The organism is Klebsiella sp. 141240 (assembly GCF_050600805.1).
GTDB classification, from domain to species: Bacteria; Pseudomonadota; Gammaproteobacteria; order Enterobacterales; family Enterobacteriaceae; genus Klebsiella; species Klebsiella aerogenes.
Map to the genome: position 1 here is coordinate 1 of NZ_JAQIRK010000044.1, position 2,204 is coordinate 2,204.

Annotated in this window: 2 protein-coding genes and 1 pseudogene; all 3 read left to right on the plus strand. The window is 46.7% G+C overall.

Annotation, left to right across the window (positions count from 1 at the left end):
- Positions 1 to 81 (plus strand): annotated as a pseudogene (locus tag PGQ95_RS26180) (IS6 family transposase); the annotation flags it as partial.
- A gap of 280 nt (positions 82 to 361) precedes the next feature.
- Positions 362 to 919, plus strand: a complete 558-nt coding sequence (locus tag PGQ95_RS26185) for a recombinase family protein (protein WP_001235713.1) — start codon at positions 362 to 364, stop codon at positions 917 to 919.
- A 182-nt stretch (positions 920 to 1,101) separates the two neighbouring features.
- Entirely contained in the window at positions 1,102 to 1,962 is an 861-nt protein-coding gene (locus tag PGQ95_RS26190; protein ID WP_000027057.1) for a broad-spectrum class A beta-lactamase TEM-1, read from the plus strand.
- Positions 1,963 to 2,204: the final 242 nt, after the last annotated feature.

Here is a 2,204-nt window from a genome sequence, read left to right on the forward strand (position 1 = left end):
CGCAAAGGCCAGGCCTCAGCATTTTATTATGGTGATCCCCTGGGCGAAATGCGCCTGGTAAGCAGAGTTTTTGAAATGTAAGGCCTTTGAATAAGACAAAAGGCTGCCTCATCGCTAACTTTGCAACAGTGCCTCCGGTTCACCGGTGAATCTGCCATAGCTTTCAGTCTGCTCAGTGGTCAGAAAGTCAACGGGCATATCGGCCTCCCTGCCTGACGGGCATTTAGTAACATTTTTCCAACCGTACGAAATGTTATAAATTATCGGACATCGTAAAACTGTTACATTAATATGTCTATTAAATCGTAAATTTGTAATAATAGACATGAGTTGTCCGATATTCGATTTAAGGTACATTTTTATGCGACTTTTTGGTTACGCTCGGGTCTCAACCAGTCAGCAGTCTCTTGATCTTCAGGTCAGAGCACTCAAAGACGCAGGTGTGAAAGCAAACCGTATATTTACCGATAAGGCATCCGGCAGTTCAACAGACCGGGAAGGGCTGGATTTGCTGAGGATGAAGGTGGAGGAAGGTGATGTCATTCTGGTTAAGAAGCTCGACCGTCTTGGCCGCGACACTGCCGATATGATCCAACTGATAAAGGAATTTGACGCTCAGGGCGTGGCAGTCCGGTTCATTGATGACGGGATCAGTACCGACGGTGATATGGGGCAAATGGTGGTCACCATCCTGTCGGCTGTGGCACAGGCTGAACGCCGGAGGATCCTAGAACGCACGAATGAGGGCCGACAGGAAGCAAAGCTGAAAGGAATCAAATTTGGCCGCAGGCGTACCGTGGACAGGAACGTCGTGCTGACGCTTCATCAGAAGGGCACTGGTGCAACGGAAATTGCTCATCAGCTCAGTATTGCCCGCTCCACGGTTTATAAAATTCTTGAAGACGAAAGGGCCTCGTGATACGCCTATTTTTATAGGTTAATGTCATGATAATAATGGTTTCTTAGACGTCAGGTGGCACTTTTCGGGGAAATGTGCGCGGAACCCCTATTTGTTTATTTTTCTAAATACATTCAAATATGTATCCGCTCATGAGACAATAACCCTGGTAAATGCTTCAATAATATTGAAAAAGGAAGAGTATGAGTATTCAACATTTTCGTGTCGCCCTTATTCCCTTTTTTGCGGCATTTTGCCTTCCTGTTTTTGCTCACCCAGAAACGCTGGTGAAAGTAAAAGATGCTGAAGATCAGTTGGGTGCACGAGTGGGTTACATCGAACTGGATCTCAACAGCGGTAAGATCCTTGAGAGTTTTCGCCCCGAAGAACGTTTTCCAATGATGAGCACTTTTAAAGTTCTGCTATGTGGTGCGGTATTATCCCGTGTTGACGCCGGGCAAGAGCAACTCGGTCGCCGCATACACTATTCTCAGAATGACTTGGTTGAGTACTCACCAGTCACAGAAAAGCATCTTACGGATGGCATGACAGTAAGAGAATTATGCAGTGCTGCCATAACCATGAGTGATAACACTGCTGCCAACTTACTTCTGACAACGATCGGAGGACCGAAGGAGCTAACCGCTTTTTTGCACAACATGGGGGATCATGTAACTCGCCTTGATCGTTGGGAACCGGAGCTGAATGAAGCCATACCAAACGACGAGCGTGACACCACGATGCCTGCAGCAATGGCAACAACGTTGCGCAAACTATTAACTGGCGAACTACTTACTCTAGCTTCCCGGCAACAATTAATAGACTGGATGGAGGCGGATAAAGTTGCAGGACCACTTCTGCGCTCGGCCCTTCCGGCTGGCTGGTTTATTGCTGATAAATCTGGAGCCGGTGAGCGTGGGTCTCGCGGTATCATTGCAGCACTGGGGCCAGATGGTAAGCCCTCCCGTATCGTAGTTATCTACACGACGGGGAGTCAGGCAACTATGGATGAACGAAATAGACAGATCGCTGAGATAGGTGCCTCACTGATTAAGCATTGGTAACTGTCAGACCAAGTTTACTCATATATACTTTAGATTGATTTAAAACTTCATTTTTAATTTAAAAGGATCTAGGTGAAGATCCTTTTTGATAATCTCATGACCAAAATCCCTTAACGTGAGTTTTCGTTCCACTGAGCGTCAGACCCCGAATCCTACGCTAAGGCTTTGGCCAGCGATATTCTCCGGTGAGATTGATGTGTTCCCAGGGGATAGGAGAAGTCGCTTGATATCTAGTATGACGT